This window comes from Bacillus songklensis (assembly GCF_042649685.1).
Lineage (GTDB): Bacteria > Bacillota > Bacilli > Bacillales > Bacillaceae_H > Bacillus_BA > Bacillus_BA songklensis.
In genome coordinates this window covers 1-511 of the sequence record NZ_JBHRZT010000029.1, presented here as the reverse complement: position 1 = coordinate 511, position 511 = coordinate 1, and the positions used below count along the sequence as shown (strand labels likewise).

Sequence of the window (511 nt, the reverse complement as noted above, 5' to 3'; positions counted from 1 at the left end):
GGCTTCATGCTTAGATGCTTTCAGCACTTATCCCGTCCGCACATAGCTACCCAGCGATGCCTTTGGCAAGACAACTGGTACACCAGCGGTGCGTCCATCCCGGTCCTCTCGTACTAAGGACAGCTCCTCTCAAATTTCCTGCGCCCACGACGGATAGGGACCGAACTGTCTCACGACGTTCTGAACCCAGCTCGCGTACCGCTTTAATGGGCGAACAGCCCAACCCTTGGGACCGACTACAGCCCCAGGATGCGATGAGCCGACATCGAGGTGCCAAACCTCCCCGTCGATGTGGACTCTTGGGGGAGATAAGCCTGTTATCCCCGGGGTAGCTTTTATCCGTTGAGCGATGGCCCTTCCATGCGGAACCACCGGATCACTAAGCCCGACTTTCGTCCCTGCTCGACTTGTAGGTCTCGCAGTCAAGCTCCCTTGTGCCTTTACACTCTACGAATGATTTCCAACCATTCTGAGGGAACCTTTGGGCGCCTCCGTTACATTTTAGGAGGCG

At 56.2% G+C, this 511-nt stretch carries 1 rRNA gene; it reads right to left on the bottom strand.

Features of this window, described 5'->3' with window-relative positions:
* Positions 1–511 (bottom strand): 23S ribosomal RNA (locus ACFOU2_RS07780); the annotation flags it as partial.